General features: G+C 65.0%; 19 protein-coding genes and 1 pseudogene. 17 read left to right on the top strand and 3 right to left on the bottom strand.

Features of this window, described 5'->3' with window-relative positions; genetic code table 11:
- The first annotated feature begins 7 nt into the window (after positions 1-7).
- The 9 genes from BJ970_RS21570 to BJ970_RS21530 all read left to right on the top strand — a co-directional run bounded on the left by BJ970_RS21570 (position 8) and on the right by BJ970_RS21530 (position 7,490).
- The gene (locus BJ970_RS21570) at positions 8-331 is read left to right on the top strand and encodes a muconolactone Delta-isomerase family protein (RefSeq protein ID WP_184727911.1); all 324 of its coding nucleotides are present in this window, start codon (positions 8-10) and stop codon (positions 329-331) included.
- The gene (locus tag BJ970_RS21565) at positions 328-1,509 is read left to right on the top strand and encodes a class I SAM-dependent methyltransferase (protein WP_184727910.1); all 1,182 of its coding nucleotides are present in this window, start codon (positions 328-330) and stop codon (positions 1,507-1,509) included. The genes BJ970_RS21570 and BJ970_RS21565 overlap by 4 nt, the downstream gene beginning before the upstream one ends.
- A 70-nt stretch (positions 1,510-1,579) precedes the next feature.
- Positions 1,580-2,848 (top strand): beta-ketoacyl-[acyl-carrier-protein] synthase family protein, encoded by a 1,269-nt coding sequence (locus tag BJ970_RS21560; protein ID WP_184727909.1) that lies wholly within the window; start codon positions 1,580-1,582, stop codon positions 2,846-2,848.
- The gene (locus BJ970_RS21555; protein WP_184727908.1) at positions 2,838-4,055 is read left to right on the top strand and encodes a ketosynthase chain-length factor; all 1,218 of its coding nucleotides are present in this window, start codon (positions 2,838-2,840) and stop codon (positions 4,053-4,055) included. Before BJ970_RS21560 ends, BJ970_RS21555 begins: the two co-directional genes overlap by 11 nt.
- Before the next feature lie 5 nt (positions 4,056-4,060).
- The gene (locus BJ970_RS21550; RefSeq protein ID WP_184727907.1) at positions 4,061-4,306 is read left to right on the top strand and encodes an acyl carrier protein; all 246 of its coding nucleotides are present in this window, start codon (positions 4,061-4,063) and stop codon (positions 4,304-4,306) included.
- 109 nt (positions 4,307-4,415) lie between these two features.
- Entirely contained in the window at positions 4,416-4,706 is a 291-nt protein-coding gene (locus tag BJ970_RS21545) for an antibiotic biosynthesis monooxygenase family protein (RefSeq protein ID WP_184727906.1), read from the top strand.
- A 34-nt stretch (positions 4,707-4,740) separates the two neighbouring features.
- Complete coding sequence (locus BJ970_RS21540; protein ID WP_184727905.1) at positions 4,741-5,784, top strand: methyltransferase; 1,044 nt, start codon at positions 4,741-4,743, stop codon at positions 5,782-5,784.
- Between the two features lie 350 nt (positions 5,785-6,134).
- Positions 6,135-6,584 (top strand): nuclear transport factor 2 family protein, encoded by a 450-nt coding sequence (locus tag BJ970_RS21535; RefSeq protein ID WP_184727904.1) that lies wholly within the window; start codon positions 6,135-6,137, stop codon positions 6,582-6,584.
- A 66-nt stretch (positions 6,585-6,650) separates the two neighbouring features.
- Positions 6,651-7,490 carry an AfsR/SARP family transcriptional regulator gene (locus BJ970_RS21530; protein WP_184727903.1) on the top strand — a complete coding sequence of 280 codons (840 nt, stop codon included), beginning with the start codon at positions 6,651-6,653 and terminating at the stop codon, positions 7,488-7,490.
- A gap of 89 nt (positions 7,491-7,579) precedes the next feature.
- Here BJ970_RS21530 and BJ970_RS21525 read toward each other — a convergent pair whose 3' ends face one another.
- Positions 7,580-8,347 (bottom strand): SDR family NAD(P)-dependent oxidoreductase, encoded by a 768-nt coding sequence (locus BJ970_RS21525; RefSeq protein WP_184727902.1) that lies wholly within the window; start codon positions 8,345-8,347, stop codon positions 7,580-7,582.
- On the opposite strand from BJ970_RS21525, the gene BJ970_RS40080 reads away from it, so the two are divergent.
- From BJ970_RS40080 to BJ970_RS38055, 5 genes are all read left to right on the top strand, one after another.
- Positions 8,346-8,693: a hypothetical protein gene (locus BJ970_RS40080; protein ID WP_184727901.1), complete on the top strand. Its 348-nt coding sequence runs from the start codon at positions 8,346-8,348 to the stop codon at positions 8,691-8,693. The two genes, BJ970_RS21525 and BJ970_RS40080, sit on opposite strands and share 2 nt — an antisense overlap.
- Positions 8,694-8,875: 182 nt before the next feature.
- The gene (locus BJ970_RS21515; protein ID WP_184727900.1) at positions 8,876-9,940 is read left to right on the top strand and encodes a tyrosine-type recombinase/integrase; all 1,065 of its coding nucleotides are present in this window, start codon (positions 8,876-8,878) and stop codon (positions 9,938-9,940) included.
- Positions 9,937-11,052, top strand: coding sequence for a hypothetical protein (locus BJ970_RS21510; RefSeq protein ID WP_184727899.1), 1,116 nt, complete (start codon positions 9,937-9,939; stop codon positions 11,050-11,052). Before BJ970_RS21515 ends, BJ970_RS21510 begins: the two co-directional genes overlap by 4 nt.
- 95 nt (positions 11,053-11,147) lie before the next feature.
- On the top strand, positions 11,148-12,545 hold the full coding sequence (locus BJ970_RS21505; protein ID WP_312864349.1) for an IS1380 family transposase: 1,398 nt from the start codon (positions 11,148-11,150) through the stop codon (positions 12,543-12,545).
- 296 nt (positions 12,546-12,841) lie between these two features.
- Positions 12,842-13,945 carry a tyrosine-type recombinase/integrase gene (locus BJ970_RS38055; RefSeq protein WP_312864348.1) on the top strand — a complete coding sequence of 368 codons (1,104 nt, stop codon included), beginning with the start codon at positions 12,842-12,844 and terminating at the stop codon, positions 13,943-13,945.
- Between the two features lie 184 nt (positions 13,946-14,129).
- Here BJ970_RS38055 and BJ970_RS40350 read toward each other — a convergent pair.
- Positions 14,130-14,871: pseudogene (locus BJ970_RS40350) on the bottom strand (IS701 family transposase); the annotation flags it as partial.
- On the opposite strand from BJ970_RS40350, the gene BJ970_RS21485 reads away from it, so the two are divergent.
- Positions 14,849-15,244 (top strand): hypothetical protein, encoded by a 396-nt coding sequence (locus tag BJ970_RS21485; protein ID WP_184727897.1) that lies wholly within the window; start codon positions 14,849-14,851, stop codon positions 15,242-15,244. The pseudogene BJ970_RS40350 and the gene BJ970_RS21485 overlap by 23 nt on opposite strands.
- Here the strand turns inward: BJ970_RS21485 and BJ970_RS21480 are convergent.
- Positions 15,215-17,347 carry a helicase domain-containing protein gene (locus BJ970_RS21480; RefSeq protein WP_184727896.1) on the bottom strand — a complete coding sequence of 711 codons (2,133 nt, stop codon included), beginning with the start codon at positions 17,345-17,347 and terminating at the stop codon, positions 15,215-15,217. The genes BJ970_RS21485 and BJ970_RS21480 overlap by 30 nt on opposite strands.
- A gap of 115 nt (positions 17,348-17,462) precedes the next feature.
- Here BJ970_RS21480 and BJ970_RS21475 point away from each other — a divergent pair, with 115 nt between their 5' ends.
- On the top strand, positions 17,463-18,071 hold the full coding sequence (locus BJ970_RS21475; RefSeq protein WP_312864346.1) for a TetR/AcrR family transcriptional regulator: 609 nt from the start codon (positions 17,463-17,465) through the stop codon (positions 18,069-18,071).
- Between the two features lie 212 nt (positions 18,072-18,283).
- The gene (locus BJ970_RS21470; protein WP_221467259.1) at positions 18,284-19,906 is read left to right on the top strand and encodes an ISL3 family transposase; all 1,623 of its coding nucleotides are present in this window, start codon (positions 18,284-18,286) and stop codon (positions 19,904-19,906) included.
- Positions 19,907-20,045: the final 139 nt, after the last annotated feature.

Genomic DNA, 20,045 nt, shown 5'->3' with positions numbered 1-20,045 from the left:
GTCTGGTATGTCTTTGTTCGCTGTGCTCGTCGCACCCCTGCCGTCGAGCCAGACGCTGCCCGAGTTCCGCAACGTGCTGCCCAAGGGTTTCGATTACCACCGCAAGCTGATCGACGAGGGTGTGATCCTGCACAGCTGGATCCGGGTCGGGATGCAAGGCGGACTGAACATCTATGACGTCGAGTCGCACGAACAGCTGCTGGCCGCGCTCTACGCAAACCCGATCAGCCAACATCTCCAATTCGAGATCATTCCGCTCGCACGCCGCGACAGTTTTGACCCCAGCGAATGGGGCGAGGACGCCACGCACCCGAGCACCAATGCCTCATGAAGGAGCAGACTGTGGACGGCCTGAACCTGGACGAGCTCGAGCGACTCATCCGCGCGGCGGACGCACGCGACGACGAGCTCTGGAAAACGATAACCGGCATCGGGGTCGACCGGGTGGCGCGGCTGCTGGTCGAGGAGGTCGCGTTCCGGGCCGACCCAGCGACTGTGCATCGCACGTTCGACGTCGGTCTGGAGATCACCGGCGAGGAGGCCGCTGAGCCGATCCGCTACATCCTTCAGGTGCTGCCCAGCGGGCAGATCGAGTTCTTCGAAGGCACGAGCCCGACCACGGTGCATGTCATCGGTTACCGCTGCGCCGATCTCGCCCGCGACATCTTCGGGCGCGCGCGAATCACTAGGCCGATCAGACGAGTGCTAGGTTCGCGGTTCGAGGAATCACACGATCCATCGGCGGACAGGCCGCTGCTCGAGTCGGTGCTGTACTCCCAGCGCGCGACAGCCGCGGTGCTGTCCGGCATTGACCCAGTCGTACCCGACCTCGGTGAGCTGTCGACTCGCTATCTTTCCGATAAGTGGGGCGGAGTGCACTGGTTCACGCCGCATTACGAACGCCACTTCGCTGGGTTGCGGTACGAGCAGCTCCGGATCCTCGACATCGGGATCGGTGGGTTCGAAGGGCGCAGCACCGGTGGTGGATCGCTGCTGATGTGGCGTCGCTACTTTCCTCGCGCGCTCATCTTCGGCATGGACATCTTCGACAAGTCCGGCCTGGATCAGCCGCGAGTCACGACGCTGCGAGGCGACCAGAACAATGCCGCCTGGTTGTCGGAAATCGCCCGCGAGTACGGACCGTTCGACATCGTCATAGACGACGGAAGTCACGTCAACGAGCATGTGCTGCATTCATTCTCGGTGCTGTTCGAGCACCTGCGGCTCGGGGGCACATACGTGATCGAGGATATGTGGACCTCCTACTGCCTCGGCTATGGCGGTGACGACTCGACGGTAGCCGGACAGTCGACCTCGATCGGGCTAGTGAAGAGGTTGGTGGACGCGCTGCACCACGAGGAGCATCACGCTGGGGCGAGCGTGGCTGAGGACAGCATCGCGTCAATGCTGGCCGGTCTCCACGTCTACCGGAACCTCGCGTTCATCGACAAAGGAACCAACATTGACGGCGGGATACCAGCGTTCATCCCGAGGCAAGCGCTCGCGTGACAAACGCGCTGACCGGCAACGGCGCCACGTGCCAAGTTGTGACCTGGTTTCCAGTTCTAGTGAGGTGAGAATGTCACAGCGAATCGCCGTGACGGGCCTTGGTGTCGTGGCTCCGGGAGCGATCGGTACGCGGAACTTCTGGTCGTTGCTAGCGGAAGGACGGACCGCGACCCGGCGGATCACGCTTTTCGATCCCTCTCCCTTCCGATCACAGGTGGCCGCGGAGATTGACCTCGATCCTGCCGCGATGGGCTTTTCTCCGCGTGAGCTTCGCAGGATGGACCGCGTCGCGCAGCTGTGCGTGGTCGCTGCCCGTGAGGCCGTGGCGGCAAGCGGCGTCGATTTCGCGAACGCCGATCCATATCGCGTGGCAGTCGTGATCGGAAGTGCGGTCGGTGCCACGATGTCGCTGGATTCGGAGTACCGGATCGTCAGTGACGACGGCAAGACGTGGCTCGTCGATCATGATTACGGCTCACCCCGGCTCTACGAGCAACTCGTTCCCAGCTCGATAGCCGCGGAAGTGGCCTGGCTGGTGGACGCGCAAGGGCCGGTCACGGTGGTGTCCACCGGCTGCACCTCGGGCATCGACGCGGTCGCCTACGGCGCGGAGCTCATCCGCGAAGGAAGCGCGGATGTGGTGGTGGCCGGAGCGAGCGACGCGCCGCTCTCCCCGATCACGCTGGCGTGCTTCGACGCGATCAAGGCGACAACACCCCGGAACGACACCCCGGAGACCGCGTCACGCCCGTTCGACGGGACCCGGAACGGATTCGTGCTCGGGGAGGGAGCGGCCGTCATGGTGCTCGAGAACAGAGAGCACGCCCGTCGGCGCGGTGCGCCGATCCATGCCGAGATAGCGGGATTCGCGTCGCGGGCCAACGCGTATCACATGACGGGGCTGCGCAAGGACGGCTACGAGATGGCCAATGCGATCACGACGGCGCTGGACGAGGCGAAGGTTGCGCCGACGGGTGTCGACTATATCAACGCGCACGGCTCGGGCACGAAGCAGAACGACCGCCATGAGACGGCGGCATTCAAGAAGAGCTTGGGTCCCACCGCGTATGAGGTGCCGGTGAGCTCGATCAAGTCGATGATCGGACACTCACTCGGGGCGATCGGCTCACTGGAAATCGTGGCGTCGATCCTGGCGATGGAGAACGACGTCGTCCCGCCCACGGCGAACCTATGGCATCCCGACCCGGAATGCGATCTCGACTACGTGCCGCGGACCGCGCGGGAACACCGGACGGACGTAGTCCTCACGGTGGGCAGTGGCTTCGGTGGATTCCAGAGCGCCATGGTGTTGACGACTGGGCGGAACGGTGAACGGTAGTGTCGTCGTCACCGGCCTCGGCCTGGTGACCCCCAACGGACTCGGCACCGAAGACGTGTGGTCCGCTACATTGCGGGGACGCAGCGGGCTGGCCATGGTCGATCGATTCGACCCTTCCCAGTATCCGGCTTGGATAGCGGGGGAGGTGTTTCCCTTCGCGCCGGAACAGCACATTTCCAGCAGGCTGATTCCGCAAACCGATCACATGACGCGGCTGGCGCTAACTGCGGCCGACTACGCGGTACGCGACGCCAAGATCGACCTGACCGAGCTTCCCGAGTTCGGCGCGGGAGTCGTCACTGCGGCGACGACCGGTGGCTTCGAGTTCGGCCAGCGGGAGTTGGAGCGATTGTGGAGCAAAGGGCCCCAACACGTGAGCGCCTATCAGTCGTTCGCGTGGTTCTACGCGGTCAACACCGGCCAGATTTCCATCCGCCACGGATTGAGGGGGCCCGCCGGCGTGGTCGTCGGTGACCAGGCGGGCGGACTGGATGCGATCGCGCAGGCACGACGTCAGGTGCGAAAAGGGACGAGCCTGATGATCGCCGGAGGCGCGGACAGCACGTTGTGTCCGTGGGCCTGGGTTGCCCAGCTCGCGAATAACTTGATGAGCCGTGCGACCGAACCGGATCAAGCGTATGTGCCGTTCGATGATCGAGCTTGCGGTTACGTTCCTGGCGAGGGTGCCGCTATGCTGGTCCTACAGCCAGGCGCCGGCAGTGACGTCGGGCCGGTTGCGGCATACGGAGAGATCGCAGGCCATGCCGCAACTTTCGATCGCAGGGCGGCAACAGGGATGTCCGCGGGGCTGCGCAAAGCCATCGAGTTGGCCCTGATCGATGCCTCACTCACTCCGAGCGACATCGACGTCGTGTTTGCCGACGGCTACGCGGTCAAGCGGTTGGACGACAGTGAAGTGACGGCCATCGCGGACGTGTTCGGCGTTCGAGGCGTGCCGGTGACGGTGCCCAAGACGATGGTCGGCAGGCTCTATTCCGCGGGCCCGGTCCTGGACCTGGCGTTGGCCTTGCTGGCCCTGCGCGATGGCGTCATCCCACCGACGATCAATAGTGCCCCCGGATCGCATCATGCGCTGGACCTGGTGGTCGGCCAACCGCGTACGGCAGCGCTGAACGCGGCATTGGTCATCGCGCGGGGATACGGCGGATTCAACTCGGCGATGGTCGTGAAATCCCTGGAGGAGTGATGTCAATGCCCGCACAACGGTTAACGATCGACGATCTCAGGCGGATTCTGGCAGAGGTTGCGGGCGAACCGGACTCGATCGACGCCACGAACGGTGTAGATACCGAACTCGCGGACCTTGGCTACGACTCGGTCGCTGTGCTGGCGGCGATCGGAAAGATCGAGTGTGATTATGGCATCAAAGTGGATGAGGAAGGGTTGCTGACCGCGACGACATTGTCCGATGTCGTGAACCTGGTCAACCGGCACTAGCGCCGTGTTAAGCGACGTTGGCCCGGTAGTCGAAGGCGTGGAAACAGCCACGCAACCTTGCGGGCGCTGAAGAACTTCGTCGAGGGGAATACTGGGAGCTGAGCTTGTCGTGTTGATTTTTGTCAACCTCTTCCGGGTGCACGGCGGCGCTGGGGACTTCGAGCGATGCTTCGCCGAGACATCGGAATTCATGATGAATAAGGACGGGTACCTGCGGCATCGACTCGTCAAGGTGAACGACGGGGAGCCGCGATACCTCAACATCGCCGAATGGACCGATGAGGACTCCCTGCGGGCGGCGGTTGCGGATCCTCGCTTCGAGTCGCATGCACGGGCACTGAGTGAACGTGCGTCGTCGGAGTCGCTGCTGTGTGAGGTTGTTCAAGAGTACGAGGCATGAACTGTCGGGGTCGCGAGTAGAAACGGGAGTGCACATGTCGAAGCGAGTCGACGAGCGTACGGACTCAGCGTCGGTGGTTGCGGCTATGACGGAGTTCCACAGTGGACTGAGAATCGGCCACATGCTAAGCGCCGTTGCGGAGCTCGGTGTCGCCGACCAATTGTTGGACGGCCCGCTGTCGGTCGAGGAGCTGGCCGACCGGACGGGATCGCACAGTGACGCTTTGTACCGAGTGCTGCGGGCATTGGCCAGCAAGGGAGTGTTCACCGAGGTCTCCCGGCGCACGTTCGACCTCACGCCTTTGGCCGATACGTTGCGAACCGATTCCGCGCGATCGATGAGGGACGTGTTCCGGTTGCAGGGTAAACCGTTCATGCGCGACGCCTACGGAGCGATCGAGCACAGCCTGCGAACCGGCGGGCCGGCATTCGAATACGTCAACGGCACGACATTGTTCGAGTACCTGGCCGACCGGCCGGAGATGAACGAGCTGTTCAGCAGAGCGATGGGAAACGGCGCTCGGCAAGTGCAACGAGCCGCGGTCGCGGCGTACGACTTCAGCGGTATCCAACGTCTCATCGATGTCGGTGGGGCACATGGTCATCTTATCGCGATGATCCTCGATCAGTGTCCGGGAATGCACGCGGTGCTCTTCGACCAGCCGCACGTGGTGGCCTCCGCCGAAGAATTCCTGAAGAGCACCAGTCATCGGGCGCGGATCGAGGTCGTAGGCGGCAACTACTTCGAGTCGGTGCCGGAGTCCGGTGACGGATACGTGTTGTCTCATGTACTGCATCAGCTGAGTGACGACGAGGCCGTGGTCGTGCTGAGGAACATCAGGACCGCGATGTCCGCCGACGCCAAGCTGCTGATCGTCGATCCGATCCTGCCGGAAGGTGACACACCGCACCCCGGCAAGTTCATGGACATCACGATGATGGCCCTCACTCGAGGGCGGGACCGCACGGAGCAGGAGCTCCGCGAGCTTTTGGGCAAGGCCGGCTTGCGGCTGGTCGACACGGTGGCGCTGACGGCACCGTCGAGCATCGCGGTCGTGACCGCGGGCGGCGCGGCGTGACTCGCCCGGGCACGCTGGCCGAGTTGGCCGACGGAGTGCCCGCATACATACACGGCCGACGCTGCCGCCCGCCGGGAATTGTCCATGATGGACATCTTCCAGAAAATCATCGAGTTCAACCGTCGTCAACTGACCCGATGCGATGCCTAGTGTCGGGTGCTACCGCTCTAGCGACGTCCGCGAGTTCTGCGTTCCGGTACTACGCGCTCGCCGTCTCGAACGCAGAACTCGCTGTTGCGAAGGACCAACTCGCGATCCCGTAACGGACTCGCGAGTCGAGCACGCAGGATCACGCTTCACTACGCCACGTCGATGGGAAGTAAGGAGTGAACAGGATGTCTGAGTTATCCATGCCCGAGGAGAGCTCGCCACGACATGTCGTTCGGGCTGAGCTCGAACAGTTCTATGCCGAGCAGATGGCGATGCTCGATGAAGGAGACGCCACGAGCTGGGTGGACACCTTTACCGAAGATGGGAGTTTCGTACCACCGAACGGAGCCCCCGAAGTCAAGGGTCGGACAGCACTGAGGGAGGGCACGGATCAAACCATCACGCGGCTCTCGGATGCCGGCACCGTGCGTCGGCATGTGCTGACCAACCTGAACCTCGTTGCGCTGGAGTACGGGCAGGCCCAGACAGTCGCCTACGTGCTCGTCGTCGACTCGACCAAAGGCGAGTCCCAGATCACAACGTCCACGGTTATGCGGGACGAGCTAACGTCCGACGGCACACGCTGGCGCGTGGCACGCCGTGTGGTGCGACGTGATGATCTCGCGGCGGCGGACCAAATTGAGCCGTGAGTGCTCAGCAGAGTGAGAACCCCAGCTCTTCACTCACTACCCGCGACATTAGGGGGATGCGAAGGAATGTCGATAAGGATCGAAGTTCTCGGTTCCCTCGAGGTCAATGTCTCCGGCGTCGATATGATCCCGACGACACCCAAACCTCGGCAACTCTTCGCGCTGCTCGCGCTCAACCACCGCAAGGTCGTTCCCACCACGACGATCTTGGAGGAGCTATGGGGCGACTATCCGCCGAAGAGTGCTCTTACCACGCTGCAAACCTACGTGTTGCAGCTGCGCCGGAAACTGGCGGCGGTGGCAGGTGTCAGCAGCCGGAAGATGATCGCCACTCGGAACAACGGCTATATGCTGGCCCTACCGGAGAGCAGGGACTTCGACCTGGAGAAGTACGGCCGACTCGAGTCCCGGGCGCTCGAAGAGTTCCGGAATGGAAGGGCCGCGACGGCGATTCGCACGGCGCAGGAGGCGCTCGAGCTCTGGCGAGGTGATGCGCTGGCCGACGTGCCACGCGGTCGGTACCTGGAGGGTACTGCCGTCGATCTCGACCAATCGCGATTGGCGTTGATCGAATGTCGGCTGGAGGCCGCGCTGAGTTTGGGGCGCCATCGGGAGTCGCTGACCGAGTTCCCGAAACTGATCACAGAGCACAGCTACAACGAGAACCTGCATGCGTCCTACATGATCGCACTGCACCGTTGCGGGATACGTGACAAGGCCCTGAACGTGTACCACCAACTGCGGTCGAGCATGAGGAACGAACTCGGGGTCGAGCCTTCGCGGAAGATGCAGGAGCTCCACCGTGCCCTACTGTCCGCGGATCTCGAGCTCGACGAGCCGTCGGTCCTGTCGTGGTCGCGCGCCTGTCACCGACCGTGGCTACGGCGCAGCGAAAGGCACGGGTAGCGAAGGGCATGGTGTCGCCAGAGTCCCGGTCTGCGTGATGGGCTCGCGCAGCCGGGACTCCAGCCCTATCAGCGGTCGCGGAACCGCGCTCAGGTGACGCTGATACCACCGTCGATCACGAATATCGTCCCCGTCGCGAATGCCGCCTCGGGTTTGACCAGCTGTGCTATCCACCAGGCGACGTCGTCCGGTTTGCCCACACGCTGCAACGGTGTTCGCTTCGCTATCTCGGCCAGGAACTGGTCGTACTGCTCCGCGTCAGCGCCCATCGGGCCGCCGGGCCCCCGATCGACCACGCCCGGCGCCACCGAGAGAACCCGAATGCCCCGTGGTGCGAGCTCGACGGCCCACGTTCTGGTGAGGAAATCGAGCCCCACCTTCGTCGCGCCGTACACAGAGAACTGCGGCCAGCCGCGCCGACCCAGTACCCCGGCCGACGACAGGTTGATGACGACGCCGCGAGCGGCCGTGAGGGCCTCGGTGGCTTGTCTGGTGAGCAGCATCGGTGCGCGGAGGTTGACCGCGACTTGACGGTCGATCGAGTCGCCGGTGAGACCGCTCAGCTCGCTCGGTTCGGCGAGGCCAGCGTTGTTGATGAGAATGTCGATTCTTCCGAGCTTGTCGAGCGCGGTGGAGACGATCGCCGCCGGGGCGTCCTCACGAGTGATGTCCGTGGCGAGGGGATAGATCGAATCGTCGCTGCCCATGGTGTCGACCAGAGCCTGCTCGGATCTGCCGACGATGAGCACACGATGGCCCTGGGCAGCGAGTTCCCGGGCGACGGAACGGCCGATTCCCGTCCCGGCGCCGGTCACAATGGCGACGCGTCGCACATCGTCCTCTGGACTGTTGGACATGGTCGCCATCGAACCCGATGCCGCTCGGGCGAGGCTCGACTCCCACTACACACGGGTATTGCGGGGTGCTCACTGGCTCAGCGTCGCGATCAGCGACGTGCCGTGTTCCGCGACGCGGATCGTGGTGCAGGCCGACAACGTCGACGACCTTCTCCCGAACAACGGATCACTGGACAGCTTGAACCCGTCGACCAGATGTGGCTTGAGTTCAAAATTTCGCCAGATACGTTCGATAGTTGACTTCGACAATCCGCTTCGCAGCGGTGGGATTTCCCTGGCCTTTCATGGTTCCCTGCCGCCAGGTCACCCGCCACAGGTTCGAACCTTGATGGCGCTCTGTGAATAGGGTTCTGGCACACATTCGATGACGCGCTGGGGCCGGTCACGTTCTGGCAAGCACTCGGCGGCGGAGCAGGTCGAAGTTCGCGCGGCCGAACATGGCACGCTTGATCAGCTTAACAGTTACGTGGAATCTGGCCGGATGGATGATCATGTCCGTCCGGTGCGACCACGGACTTGGGAGATGGCTTGAGCGACGGCGTGGTGCTGGAGCGGAGGTGGCCGGTGCTCGGCCGGCACGACCGGGCGGCTGAGTGGCTGCGGGTGTGGGCTGATCTGGGGCGTGCGCGGCGGACGATCGACGCCTACGCCCTCGGGTTGGCTGAGTATTTGCAGATGTGCGAGCGGGAGGGCGTCGACCCGGTCACCGCCAGTCGGGCGCACATCGCGGTCTATGTACGCGAATTGACGGAGCGTCCCAGCCGCAGGGGCGTGAACGTGGTGTCGATCGACTCTGGATCAGGGCTGGCCAACGCGACCATCCAGCAGCGATTGGTGCCGGTGCGGCTGTTCTACGACTACTTGATGGAAGAGGGGCTGCGGGAGGCCAACCCGGTGGGCCGGGGCCGTTACACGCCCGGGCGTCGCAGGGGCGGCCACGAGCGTGGTTTGGTGCCCAGGTTGACGAAGCTGCCGTGGATCCCGTCGGAGCGGGAATGGGCGGAATTGCTTGCTGTGGCGTCGAAAGAGCCGGTTCGCAATCGTGTGATGCTGGCGTTGGCCTACGACGCCGCGTTGCGGCGGGAGGAGTTGTGCTCGTTACGCACTGACGATGTGGACCCGGCTCATCGGACAGTGCGGGTGCGGGCGGAGACGACCAAGAATCGGCTTGAGCGGGTGGTGCCTTATTCCGCGTCCACCGGGGTTCTGCTGTCGGGTTATCTGGCCCATCGGGCGGGGTTCAGCCGGGCGCGGGGGCCGTTGTTCCTATCCGAGTCCCGGCGCAATCACGCGCAGCCGTTGAGCTTGTGGACTTGGTCGAAAGTTGTCCGGAGGATCGCGCTGGAGGCCGGTGTTCCGCGGTTTTCCACCCACACCACAAGGCATCTGTGTTTGACAGATCTGGCGCGGATGGGCTGGGAGCTGCATGCCATGGCGACGTTCGCCGGTCATCGCTCGACCGACGCCACGCTGGCCTACATCCATCTGTCCGGCCGGGAGTTGGCCGACAAGCTGAACAAGGGCATGGAGCACATCCATGCCTGGCGTGTCGCCGCGCTCACCGGCGGCTCGGCAGTGGGAACGCCGCGGTGACCGTGCCACAGCCGGGGACTGCCGAGGCGGTCTCCGGGTCTCGGTGGCGCTCGCCGTTAGCCGGGCGGCGGTTCGACACCACGGTCGAGGTCCGGCCCGAGGAGGCCACGGCGATCAAGGAGCTGGGCGTGGACAACCTGCGCCGGCTGCGACGGCACGATGCATCCGCGCCGGGCTGGCGTGTGATCCGGCGGCTGCTGCGCCCGATCGACACGGTCAACGCCGGCTTGGACTCGCCGCCGACCCCGCATCGGCGACGCGCCATGTCGGATGCGGTCGCCGTGCTGTTGGTACGCTCGGCCGAGCTCGGCCGGACCTTCTGGGGCTGGACCACCGAGGAGTGGGTCTACCTGCTGGGCCGTGACCAGCCGGAGTTCTGCCGTCATGCGCCCGCCTGGGCCGGTGACGAGGTCCGGCCCTACCTTGCGGCGCACGCCTATCTTGTGGGCTCTTTCAACGAGTTCCACGCGATGGGCGGGTTCCACCGGCTGAGGCTGTGCTGGCGGATCTTCGGGCAGGACCGCGTGAACAGAGAGATCGCGCGGGTCCGCGCGGTCCTGGCGCAGTGGGGCTACCAGCTCGGTCGCGAGGACGACACACTCCTGCCGATGGTGGTCTGCCAGCTGTTCCTGTTCAACCGCAGCCCGCACCTGGAGGACCTGAGCACCGAGCTGTTCGACCGATTCCGCAGCGACCGGATGTTGCAGGGTGCGCGGTTGAACACCCTCTACGCGGCGCAGCGGGCGATCGCTTCGCTGGGGATCTGTGACCCGCCCCGGCTGCGCACCGGCGCTGACTCGACCCGGGCGACCGGCGGCGCTCCGGTCTGGGAGCAATGGGTGAACCGGTGGCACGAGACCTCGACGCTGCCCCCACGCGTCCGCGGTCAGACCCGCTCGAACCTGCTCAGGGTCGGCCGTTGGCTCGCCGCCGAGCGCCCCGAAGACGCGGATCCATCTGACTGGACCCGCAAAACCTGCGCGGCCTGGGGCGCCGCGCTGGAACGGATGAGGGTCGGCGACTACGTGCAGCGCACCGTCGGGCTCGGCGATCGCCTCGGCAAGCCCATGGAGGCGTCCACTAAGCCTCGATCCACCGGTGGTTTTGGGTAACGGTTCGGCCGTAAGAAGGCGAGATGCCCTCCTGAGCTGGGACGATTGATCTTGCTGAAGGAACCAATCGGTCCTAGTGAGAGGGCATCTCTGGAGTGCGATCTTCTCATAGTCCGGCACGGCTGGGCGCGGTGTTTGATGATCCGAACCTGATCGCGGATGCCGGGCTGATCCCGGTGGTGCGGCTGGCGGAACGAGCCCGGCTGGGTGAGCTGGTCAGCGAGGCGGTACGTATCAGCGGGGCCGACAACAGCGGCGGGGCCAACCCGGCGGCGAAAGTGCTCACGGTGGTGGCGGCGATGGCCGCGGGCGCCGACAGTATCGATGACGTCGACCGCCTTCGGCACTCGGCGATGCCGGTCGTGTTCGACGAGATCAAGGCCCCCTCCACTGTGGGCACTTTTCTGCGGTCGTTCACTCACGGACATGGCCTGCAACTGCATCGTGTGCACCGGCAGTTCCTGGGTGAGCCGGCCACGCACGCACCGCTTTTGCCCGGAGCCGGGCAGGTGGCATTCATCGATATCGCCCCGACCCACAAACGGGTCTATGGCCGGGCCAAGCAGGGTGCGCAGATCGGCCGGTTCCAAGGTATCCGCACGCTGCATCCGCTGCTGGCCACGATCTCAACACCGACCGCGCGGCCGGTCATCGCCGCGGTGCGGCTGCGCGAGGGCAAAGCGGCCGATGCGCGTGGCGCAGCCCGGTTCGTCGCCGACTCCTTGGCCGCCGCCGACCAAGCCGGGTGCCGTGGGATGCGGATCGTGCGGGCGGACTCGAAGTTCTACACCGCTGATGTGGTCGCCGCCTGCCGCCGGCGCGGGGCGTATTCCTCGCTGTCGACGGGTATGAACCCCTCGATCGCCGCCGCGATCGCCGGCATTGCCGCCGATGCCTGGCGGCAGATCCGCTATCCCCGAGCGGTCGTCGATCCCGACACCGGGGAGTTGATCTCCGAGGCCGAAGTCGCCGAGATCCCCGCCTACACCGCGTTCGCCGGCAAGCCCAAACACCAGCAGGTCACCGCGCGCCTGATCGTGCGCCGGGTCCGCGACCTGGCCAAACCACCCATCGAAGGTGAGCAGGGCGAGTTGTTTCCCGTCTGGCGCTACCACCCGATCTTCACCGACAGCCCCATCGAAACCCTGCAAGCCGAACAACAACACCGCGACCACGCCGTGATCGAACAGGTCATCGCCGACGGCAAATCCGGCCCCCTGGCCCACCTGCCCTCCGGCAGGTTCAACGCCAACGCCGCCTGGCTGATCCTGTGGGCCATCAGCTACAACCTGCTCCGTGCTACCGGCACGTTGGCCTCGGTCTTCCACGCCAAAGCCACCACCGCCACCCTGCGCGCACAGCTGATCCACATCCCGGCCCGCATCGCCCGTTCAGCGCGGAAACTCACCCTGCACCTGCCCAAACACTGGCCCTGGCAACACGCCTGGACACAGCTGTTCACCGCCACCCACGCCCCACCAACAACAGCCTGACCCCACCCGCCCCGCCCCCCAAGGGCCCGACCGGAACCACACGTGGAAAAGCTGGGCAGACCAGCAGCTCACACACGCCCGAAAACCCAAACCGACCTCAAAGGCGATCAAACCCCAAGGTCAAGATCACCAACAAACAACACCGGCGGATCGAGGCTAAGGAGGTCCAGCTCGCAGCGATCAGGAGATTCTTCACCGACTGCCAGGAATGGGAGTGGCTGCCCCGCCGCTTCGACCCCCAGCGCGCCCTGGCCACCCCGCGCAGCATCGCCGCCCTGCTCGGCCCCGACCCCAGGGTGATCGCAGACGATATCTGGGCGAAACTGCTCTGGGCCGGGCTTAACCTCGGCGAAGACGATCTCCCGGTGACCAACGCCGGGAACTTCTACCCGATCGACCTGGTTCGCGCGGTCACCCTGGCCTGGCTGTTCTCCGGCCAACGCTCGGACGAGATCGCCCGGCTGCGCGTCGGCTGCATTCGCTGGCAACACGACGGGGCCGCGATCACCGGCGATTCGGACCAGGTCCTGGCCCGCGACGCGGTCTGCCTGCTCGACGTCCCCACCCACAAGACCGGCACCGCGTTCACCAAGCCCGTCGACCCGATCCTCGGCCAGGCCATCGACGCCTGGCAGGCCACCCGACCACCGCAGCCGCAATTCACCGACCGGCGCACCGGCGAGCGCGTGGACCTGCTGTTCGCCTTCCGCGCCCGCCGCATCTCCACCGCCTACATCAACAACACCGTCATCCCGATGCTCTGCCGCAAAGCCAGCGTCCCCGCCGCAGACGTCCGCGGCAACATCACCAGTCACCGCGCCCGGTCCACCATCGCCAGCCAGCTCTACAACGCCAAAGAGCCCATGACCCTGTTCGAGCTGCAAGCCTGGCTCGGCCACCGCTCCCCGCAATCCACCCAGTTCTACGCCAAGATCAGCCCCAACACCCTGGCCAAGGCCTACAGCGACGCCGGATACTTCTCCCGCAACGTCCGCACCATCGAGGTCCTCGTCGACCGCGACGCGGTCGTCTCCGGGCAGGCCGCCGCCGGCGAGCCCTGGCAGTACTACGACCTCGGGCACGGGCACTGCTCCTACACGTTCTTCGAGCAATGTCCACATCGGATGGCCTGCGCCCGCTGCGACTTCTACGTCCCCAAGGCATCCAGCAAAGGACAATTGTTGGAGGCCAAGGACAATCTCCAGCGCATGCTCGCCGAGATCCCCCTCACCGACGACGAACGCACGGCAGTCGACGAGGGGCAGACCGCCCTCGACAGCCTGTTGGGACGGCTGATCGATGTCCCAACTCCGGCCGGGAGCACGCCACGCGAGATCGGTATCCCCGCGACCGCGACCCTGCTCCCGATCGTCGGGGTGAACCAGGGCAAACAGGAATGAACTTGACAAATCAGATTCCACAGAAGGTTGAAGCTGATCAAGCGTGCCATGTTCGGCCGCGCGAACTTCGACCTGCTCCGCCGCCGAGTGCTTGCCAGAACGTGACCCGCCCCAGCCGCGTCATCGAATGTTTGCCAGAACCCATTTCACAGAGCGCCGTCAACCTCCGGCGGCGAGCACGAGAATCCCGCAGCGTGGCGGGCGTGTCCTGGTAGCGGGGCGGGCCTGCGTCTCCGGCCGGAATATGACGCGACGACCGGCTCGGCATCCCCGCCATGGGCAGTGGTGGCCGGCTTGACGGCCATCACATACGGCAGTCCTCGCGTGGCCAGTTCGCACCGGAAGGTGGCGTCGTCGCCGTAGCCGGCATCACCGACCACCACCGGCGGAGTCTGCCCCAGCCGGCGAGTTCGTCGAGCATCTCCAACGCCTGCCGCCATTTCGGGCGATACCCCTGATCCTCGGGATGCCGCAGCGCCGCCGCCGGGCGGCGATGCGTTCGGCCTCGGCGCCGATCGCGCACTCATCGTCCCAGCTCTGCGGGAGAAACAGCCGCCAGTTCAGCGCGGCCGAGCAGGTATCGGTGACCGCGTGCACGCTCACCGCGATCTGGCAGTTGGTGACCTTGCCCGCCGTGCCGGTGTACTGCCGGGCCCTCCCCGGCGAGGCGTTGCCGTCCTTGAGATGCCCGGTGTCATCCAGCACCAATGCCTCCGGGGACACCACCTGCACCGCCCGCGCCCGCCAACCGCCGCCGCACCACCGCATAATTTCAGGTCGAGGGCGTGATGAACTGCTGCAACCGCTGATGATCCACCCCCAGCCGCTCGGCCATCGGCTGCATCGCGCCACCCGTCCAGCAGCAGCCCCCGCAGACACAAGCCACCATTCGCCCGCTACTCAATGCAGACGAACGAGGTGAACATCTCCCCTGATCGTCGGCGGAACGAGCGGTTGGCTCGGTTGCGGTCGATCGTGCATCGTGAGTTCGCGGTGGTCGCGCATGATTTGGCCTCGTCCAAGGCGGAGGCGGTCGCTGATCACGATTCGCAGGTGCTGGGGCACATGTCCAGCAGGGACACGTGGGAGACCAACGACGAGCTCCTGGACTGGGTCGGGCCGATCGCCGCCAAGGCGGGGTTTGCCAGTCTGCGGCATCTCGGTGCCCGCTGTGCCGACCGGCTCGACGCTGCGTGCTCGGCCCGGCAACGCCTGCGTGACCTGCCCGCGGCAGATGATGAACCGCCAACGAACTTCCAGCGCCATACACTAAAGAGTCATCGCGGGTTCCTGTGCTAGTGGCTCCGGCAGGCGACTGGCATGGATGATGTGCAGGTTGCTGACGGCTCGGGTGAGGGCGACATAGAGGCGCTGGAGGCCACGGTGCTCCGCTTGGGCGATGCGTGCCGGTTCGACGACTAGGACGGTGTCGAACTCGAGTCCCTTGGTGAGAGTGACAGGCGTGAGGGTGAGTCGTTCTGTCTGCGGGCTTGCGCCGTTGGTACCCAGAACGGTGTGCTGGAACCCGCTGTCGGAGAGGGCCCGATGGAGTTCGGGAATGTCGCTGTCGGCGGCAATGAGTCCGACCGATCCTTCCCGGGCAAGTGCAGTGGCACATGTTGTGATGGTTGCCGCGATCGTATTCTCGGGCGCGGTTTGGGTGATGTGGAGGGCGTCGGCGGAGTGGCGAAACGATGCAGGGCCGCGTAGTTCTGGCGCGATGTGTGGCAGGAGGCGGGCGGCGTAGTCGATGACCTGTGCTGGTACGCGGTAGCCGCGAGTCAGTTCCTCGATCTGACCGTCCGGTCTGTCGAGGTGGTCGAGGACTGCGGTCCAGTCTTGGACGGCGGAGGGGCTGGTGGCCTGTGCCAGGTCGCCGAGGATGGTGCAGGAGCCTGCCACGCGTCGGGCGATCGCCCGGATCTGCATCGGGCTGAGGTCTTGGGCTTCGTCGACTACGACATGGCCGAGTTTCACAGGGCGCTCGATCAGCGTTGTGACCTCGTCGAGGAGCGCCAAGTCGAGGCTGGTCCAGGTCATTGCTTTCACGCTGCTTGGGCGAGGCGTGAGCAGGATGGCGTGCTGCTCGTCAGGGGAGAGAATTCCGTCCGCGGCGCGGGCCAGGTGAGCTTGGTTGGTAAGGAGATCGAAGACCAGGCGGGCGGGATAGACCGTGGGCCACATCTGCCGGACGGCACGGTTGATTGCCTTGTGGCGACGAAGCTGATGCAGAGTGCTGGGAGCGGCTGAATTCCCTGCCTGCTCCATCTGGCGCAGTACGAGATGTGCCAGACGCTGAGTCAGCAGCTCGCGACCGGCAGCGTAGTCGATTCCGCGGCTGAGCACGGCGTCGAGGTTCTGGGCGAGTTCGTCGGGGGGCAGGCGCCACGTGCGGTGTTGATGCTTGACCTCCAGTGTGTCCCCAGGCGGTTGGATCCGTGACCATAGGTGGCGTCGGATGACCTCGGCCATCCGGGCATCGCCCTTGACCCGTGCGGCCCGCGGATCGTCGGCACGCTCGACGGTAATGCCCGAGCCGGTTAGCTCATCGATGGTGGTCTGCGAGACCTCTACCTCGCCGAGCGCTGGCAGGACGTTACGAATATATGAGAGGAAGGAGTGGTTGGGCCCGATGACGGCAACCCCGCCGTCCTTCCGTAACCGTTCCCGCTCGGAGTAGAGCAGAAACGCCAGACGGTGGAGGCCCACTGCGGTCTTTCCTGTGCCGGGGGCGCCTTGAATGCACAATGTGCGTTCCAGCGGAGCGCGCACCAGGCTCATCTGTTCGGGCTGGATCGTGGCCACGATGTCGCGCATCGGGCCCTTGCGGGGTCGCTCGATCTCCGCGGCCAACAGGCCGTTCCCGCTGCTGGATACGACCTGATGGTCGAGCGGTTCGTCTTCATAAGCGGTCAACACACCGTTGTGGTCAAAGCCGTACCGGCGGCGAACCCGAACTCCCAAAGGGTCCTGGTGGCTGGCCTCGTAGAAAGCGCGCGCCAGCGGGGCACGCCAGTCGATGACCATGGGCTCGCCGTCGTCGTCGCGGACACCACGACGTCCGACATAGACACGATCACTATCCAGCCCGCGCGTGTGAGAACCACTCTTACGGACTATGCCCGAAGCGCTGTCGTAGACCTCTCCCGGTGCGTATTCCAGGCGTCCGAAGAACAGGGGCACGTCATCGAGGTCGGACAGCTCCTCGATCACCTGAATGCGGAACTGGCGCAACGCGTGGTTGAAGTACTTGTCCACGACGGCATCGCCCTCACCCGCGCCCGTGGTCAGCATCGTGTTGACCTCCTCGCGCATGCAGGCCAACGTTGCGCGGCAGGCGTCCATGTAGTCGCGTTCGGCGCGAATCCCTGGCTCTACTGGGTCCTGGTCAGCTTGGGGCATGATCGTGGCGGGCCTCACATCGAAAGTTGAAATCCTAACCCGGTTAATTATACGACCGAGGCAAGTTGTTGCCCAAATCAGGGTTGACTAGGCTGATGTCATGGAGGAATTTGGATTGCGGGAGCGCAAGAAGCGCCGCACCCGCGAGGCGATCATGGAGGCGGCCTTCGCTCTGTTTCGAGAGTCGGGGTTCGACGGCGTCGCTGTCGTCGACATCGCCGCAGCCGCCGAGGTGTCCAAGCCCACCTTGTTTGCCTATTTCCCGACCAAGGAAGACCTTGTCCTCCGCCGATTCATCGACGACAACAAAAGTCCTGCGCTCGTCGTCCGGGAACGTCCGCCCGGCATGCGCGCCCTGCGGGCCTTGCGCCAGAGCTTTCTCGATCGGCTCACTCAGCGAGACGTTCTCACCGGCCTGAACGACTCCCCACCAGCCATAACGTTTCACAATCTGCTGTACTCCACGCCGACCCTGATGACCCGCCTGACCATCTACATGCTCGACCAAGAACGAGACCTCTCCGGCGAACTGCTCACCTCCGGCGGACTGAGCGACGAGTTCATCGCACGCCTTGTGGCCGCACAGGTCTTCGGCACACATCGAATCCTCGCCTACTACAACGCCCAGGAGATGCGGTTGGGACACAGCGCTGACGACACCTACCCCGTAGCGGTCGCCCGTGCTACTACGGCCTTCGATCTCCTAGAGAGGTCTATCTTATGAACGGTGTTTCGGCGTGTTCGGTTAGCAGGTTTCAGCAGCCGACCAGCGGTCACTGAACGTGATAGCGAAGGCGTTGACTCACTGGCTTCCAACGCATGGCCGTCGGGTGTCAACGGCGTCTGAATTTTGGATCTGTCCCACTTTCCGTGATGGACCCGGATGCTTCCCGTCTGGCGGGTAGTTGATCATGTGCTTGGTGTGCTGATCTTGGAGTGCTTGGCGTCCTGTTTCCGCATCTGGCGCAGTTACGGATAGACGATGTGCATGCTGCGGGGCCGGTGGTGCGGATCGAGGCGAGCACGCTGGCCGGCCGTGTGGCGTGTCCTGGCTGCGGAACGCTGTCCGATCGGGTGCACAGCCGCTACGAACGGCGGTTGTCTGACACCGCGATCTCCGGCCGGGAGGCACTGATTCGGCTGCGAGTCCGTCGATTGTTCTGCGATAACCCCGAATGCTCCAAGAAGACCTTCGCCGAAGCGGTGTCGGAGTTGGCGGCTCGCTACGCCCGGCGCACCACAGCGCTGGAGCGGGTGTTGTGTGCGGTCGCGCTGGCGTTGGGTGGTCGCGCCGGGGCCCGGTTGACCCAGCGCCTGGCCGCCGCGGTCAGCCGGATGACGTTGCTGCGTATGGTTCGTGCCCTGCCCGACCCCGAATACGCGACTCCTCGGGTGCTGGGCGTGGACGACTTCGCTCTGCGCAGGGGCCACCGCTACGGCACGATCCTGATCGATGTCGAGTCCAGCCGCCCGGTCGACGTGCTCACCGACCGCACCGCCGAGACACTGACCGCGTGGTTACATGCCCATCCTGGTGTGGAGATCGTCTGCCGGGACCGGGCCGGCGCCTACGCCGAGGGCGCCCGCGAAGGCGCACCTGATGCGCTGCAGGTGGCCGACAGGTGGCACGTGTGGAACAACCTTGCCGGCGCGGTGGAGCGCACCGTCGCCCGACACCAGGAATGCCTGAGTGCAGCGGTGGACACGGTCACCGAGTCCGGCCCCGATCCTGACGCTGATCACCAGCACGGCCAAGACGATCAGGTCACGGCGCCGGTGCAGCCTGCCCAGCCCGAGGACAGAACGGATCGGATCGCGACCCGAACTCGGGAGCGCTACACCGCCATCCATGCCTTGCTGGCCGAAGGCGTGGGCATCAGAGCAATCTCTGCCCGGCTTGGCCTGGCACGCGGGACCGTGCGCCGATTCACCCGCGCCGAAACGGTAGGGGAACTGCTGACCCGTAACGGCACCGGACGACGACCGAGCCTGTTGGAGGAATTCAAGCCCTACCTGCACCAACGCTGGGGCGACGGGTGCACCAATGCCGCTGCCCTGTTCGCTGAGATCAAGGCACGCGGCTACCGCGGTGGCCAGAAGATCGTGCGCGAGTACCTGCGCCCGTTCCGCGCCGCAGGCCGCACTCCCGAACCGCCCCCAAAGCCGCCTTCAGTGCGGCGGGTCGTGGGTTGGATCATGAGCGATCCGTCCAACATGGACGAAGAAGACCAACGCCGGCTCGACGCCATTCTCGCCACCAGCTCACAACTCGCCGCGCTTGCTGGTCATGTCCGTGCCTTCGCCACCATGATGTGCGGCCTCCGCGGCCACGAACTGGAGGAATGGATGGCCGCCGTCGACGCCGACGACCAACCCGGCTTGCACTCCTTCGTCGTCGGCCTCCGACGCGACCAGGACGCCGTCACCGCCGGACTAACCCTGCCCTACAACAGCGGCCCGGTCGAAGGCCACGTCAACCGCATAAAAATGATCAAAAGGCAGATGTTCGGCCGAGCCAAGGCCGACCTGCTCCGCAAGCGCATCCTGCTCAGCGACTGAGCCCCAGGCCAGATTCACGGAAAGTGGGACAGATCCAGTTTTCACCCGCCGCCGACATCGGGCGCGTCCTGTGCCGTAGCGATCCGGCATCAGAGCCTGCCAAAGCCAGCTGATCGCAACCAAGTCGCACCACCTGTCG

It is taken from the genome of Saccharopolyspora phatthalungensis (assembly GCF_014203395.1).
Classification (GTDB): Bacteria; Actinomycetota; Actinomycetes; order Mycobacteriales; family Pseudonocardiaceae; genus Saccharopolyspora; species Saccharopolyspora phatthalungensis.
The sequence above is the reverse complement of the archived record's forward strand: the minus strand, read 5'-3'. Positions and strand labels throughout refer to the sequence as shown.

Bases quoted from the DNA above. Each gene is read 5' to 3' on its own strand.
- BJ970_RS21565 (WP_184727910.1), top strand. From the start codon at position 328: ATGAAGGAGCAGACTGTGGACGGCCTGAACCTGGACGAGCTCGAGCGA.
- BJ970_RS21550 (WP_184727907.1), top strand. From the start codon at position 4,061: ATGCCCGCACAACGGTTAACGATCGACGATCTCAGGCGGATTCTGGCA.
- BJ970_RS40080 (WP_184727901.1), top strand. From the start codon at position 8,346: ATGGTCGCCATCGAACCCGATGCCGCTCGGGCGAGGCTCGACTCCCAC.
- BJ970_RS21570 (WP_184727911.1), top strand. From the start codon at position 8: ATGTCTTTGTTCGCTGTGCTCGTCGCACCCCTGCCGTCGAGCCAGACG.
- BJ970_RS21540 (WP_184727905.1), top strand. From the start codon at position 4,741: ATGTCGAAGCGAGTCGACGAGCGTACGGACTCAGCGTCGGTGGTTGCG.
- BJ970_RS21480 (WP_184727896.1), bottom strand. From the start codon at position 17,347: ATGCCCCAAGCTGACCAGGACCCAGTAGAGCCAGGGATTCGCGCCGAA.
- BJ970_RS21530 (WP_184727903.1), top strand. From the start codon at position 6,651: ATGTCGATAAGGATCGAAGTTCTCGGTTCCCTCGAGGTCAATGTCTCC.
- BJ970_RS21485 (WP_184727897.1), top strand. From the start codon at position 14,849: ATGCAGACGAACGAGGTGAACATCTCCCCTGATCGTCGGCGGAACGAG.
- BJ970_RS21560 (WP_184727909.1), top strand. From the start codon at position 1,580: ATGTCACAGCGAATCGCCGTGACGGGCCTTGGTGTCGTGGCTCCGGGA.
- BJ970_RS21535 (WP_184727904.1), top strand. From the start codon at position 6,135: ATGCCCGAGGAGAGCTCGCCACGACATGTCGTTCGGGCTGAGCTCGAA.
- BJ970_RS21525 (WP_184727902.1), bottom strand. From the start codon at position 8,347: ATGTCCAACAGTCCAGAGGACGATGTGCGACGCGTCGCCATTGTGACC.